The organism is uncultured Brevundimonas sp. (genome assembly GCF_937870815.1).
In the GTDB taxonomy this organism is placed as follows: domain Bacteria; phylum Pseudomonadota; class Alphaproteobacteria; order Caulobacterales; family Caulobacteraceae; genus Brevundimonas.
Map to the genome: position 1 here is coordinate 1 of NZ_CALMZS010000063.1, position 2,746 is coordinate 2,746.

Below are 2,746 nucleotides of genomic sequence, written 5' to 3' on the forward strand. Positions count from 1 at the left end.
GGGCGGATCACCACCCTGGGGCGGGGCGGCTCGGACACCTCGGCGGTGGCGGTGGCGGCGGCGCTGGAGTGCCCGTGCGACATCTACACCGACGTCGACGGGGTCTATACCACCGACCCGCGCATCGAATCGCGGGCCCGGCGCCTCGAAAAGGTCTCCTATGAGGAGATGCTGGAGATGGCCTCGCTCGGCGCCAAGGTGCTGCAGACCCGCTCGGTGGAGCTGGCCATGGCCAAACAGGTCCCCGTGCGGGTCCTGTCCAGCTTTATCGAACCCGACGAGAACGGCGTCCTGCCCGCCCTGTCCGGCACCCTGATCTGCGACGAGGAGGAAATCGTGGAGAAACGCATCGTATCCGGCGTGACCATGAGTCGCGACGAGGCCCGCCTCACCCTGCTGGGGCTGTCGGACCGGGTCGACGCCCCGGCCGACGTGTTCACCCGGCTGGCCGAGGCCAACGTCAACGTGGACATGATCGTGCAGAGCCAGGCCCGCAGCGAGGGGGCGGTCAACCTGACCTTCACCACCGGCCGGCGCGACGCCCCGCGGGCGGCCGAGCTGATGCGGGCGGCCCAGGACGAGATCGGCTTCGAGGAGCTGCGCATCGATGAGGACGTGGCCAAGGTGTCGGTCATCGGGGTCGGCATGCGCAGCCACGCCGGCGTGGCCCAGACCATGTTCCGGGCCCTCGCTGACAAGGGCGTGAAATTCCAGGCCATCTCGACCTCGGAAATCAAGATCAGCGTATTGATCGACGCGGCCTATGCGGAACTGGCCGTTCGTGCGCTTCATGCCGCCTACGGCCTGGAAGCGGTCTAGAATCGAAGTCTGGCGGCGCCGGCCTGCGGCGCCGATCTGTGGGAGGGGCCATGCCGGTGGGCGGATTGACGACGAGGGGGCCGCGAAACCTCCTTCGCCAGATCCGCGAGGCTATGGCGGGGGCGGCGCCCGCGCAGGAGCGGCTCGACACCGTGGTCCGCATCGTCGCCCAGTCGATGGTCGCCGAGGTCTGCTCGATCTACCTGCGGCGCGCCTCGGGCGAACTGGAGCTGTTCGCCACCCAGGGCCTGAAACCCGAGGCCGTCCACAACACCCGGCTGCGGCCCGGCGAGGGCCTCGTCGGCGAGGTGGCGCGCACCGCCGAGCCCATCAGCCTGTCGGACGCCCCGTCCCACCCGAGCTTCGCCTACCGTCCGGAGACGGGCGAGGATCCCTACCACGCCTTCCTCGGCGCCCCGCTGCTGCGCGGCGGCCGCGCCATCGGCGTGCTCGTGGTCCAGAACCGGTCCGAGCGCCGTTATGACGAGGAAGAGGTCGAGGACATCCAGACCATCGCCATGGTGCTGGCCGAGACCGTGGCCTCGGGCGAGCTGCTGGCCCAGGACGAGCTGCGCGACATCGAGGTCGCGCCCCACCGCCCGGAGCGATTGAAGGGCCAGAGGTTCGCCGAGGGCCTGGCGTTCGGCCATGTCGTCCTGCACGAGGCCCCGGTGCCGCCGGAGAACCTGCTGGCCGAGGATCCCCAGGCCGAGGAGGCCCGCCTCCGCGAGGCCCTGGTCGGGCTGAAGGCCAATATCGACTCCATGCTGGAGGGCGGCGCCGGCAAGCTGGCCGGCCAGTCCTTCGAGGTGCTGGAGACCTACCGCATGTTCGCCGACGACCGGGGCTGGAACCGGTCGCTGGAGGAGGCCGTGCGCACCGGCCTGACCGCCGAGGCCGCCGTCGACCGGGTCAGGAACGAGCACCGGGCCCGCTTCGCGACCGCGCGCGACCCCTATATCCGCGAGCGGCTGCACGACTTCGAGGATCTCGCCAACCGGCTGCTGCGGGTGCTCGCCGGCGACCGGCCGGGCGAGCGCGACCTGCCCGACGACGCCATCCTGGTGGCCCGCAACCTCGGTCCGGCCGACCTGCTGGAATATCCGCGCCACAAGATCAGGGGCCTGCTGCTCGAGGAGGGCTCGGCCGCCAGCCACGCCGCCATCGTCGCCCGGGCCCTGCAGATTCCCTGCGTCGGACGCCTGATGGGGCTGCGCGACCGGCTGTCCGAGGGCGATCTCGTCATCGTCGACGGCGAGACCGGCGAGGCCTATCTGCGGCCGCGTCCGGACATGCTGGCGGCGGTGCGGTCGCGCATGGAGGTCCGCGGCGAACGCCAGGCCGAGTTCGCCCGGCTGCGCGACGTCGCCGCCGTCACCCTCGACGGAACCCGGATCACCCTCCTGACCAACGCCGGCCTCGCCGTCGATCTGGAGAATCTCGACGCCACCGGGGCCGAGGGCATCGGCCTGTTCCGCACCGAATTCCAGTTCATGGTCTCCGAGGAGCTGCCGCGCCTCGACAGCCAGGCGGCGCTGTACAGGCTGGTGCTGGACACGGCGGGCGACCGGCCGGTCACCTTCCGCACCCTCGACATCGGCGGCGACAAGGTCCTGCCCTATCTGGTGACCGAGCGGGAGGAGAACCCCGCCCTGGGCCGCCGCGCCATCCGCCTCGGCCTCGACCGGCCCGGCCTGCTGCGGCTCCAGTTGCGGGCCCTGCTGACCGCCGCGGCGGGGCGTGAGCTGCGCGTCATGTTCCCGATGATCGCCACCGTCGACGAGTTCCGCGCCGCGCGTGAACTGGTCGATGTCGAATGCGCCTGGGCCCGGCGCCGGGGGCGGGCGCTGCCGGCCCTGCTGCGGGTCGGGGCGATGATCGAATGCCCGTCGCTGCTGTGGCACCTCGACGCCCTGCTGCCGCTGAC

Annotated in this window: 2 protein-coding genes; both read left to right on the top strand. The window is 71.5% G+C overall.

Annotated features, from left to right (window positions below; translation table 11 throughout):
* Positions 1–819: aspartate kinase (locus Q0588_RS03940; RefSeq protein ID WP_298743973.1), on the top strand; the 819-nt coding region annotated here is incomplete at its 5' end.
* 50 nt (positions 820–869) lie between these two features.
* Positions 870–2,746: putative PEP-binding protein (locus Q0588_RS03945; protein WP_298743975.1), on the top strand; the 1,877-nt coding region annotated here is incomplete at its 3' end.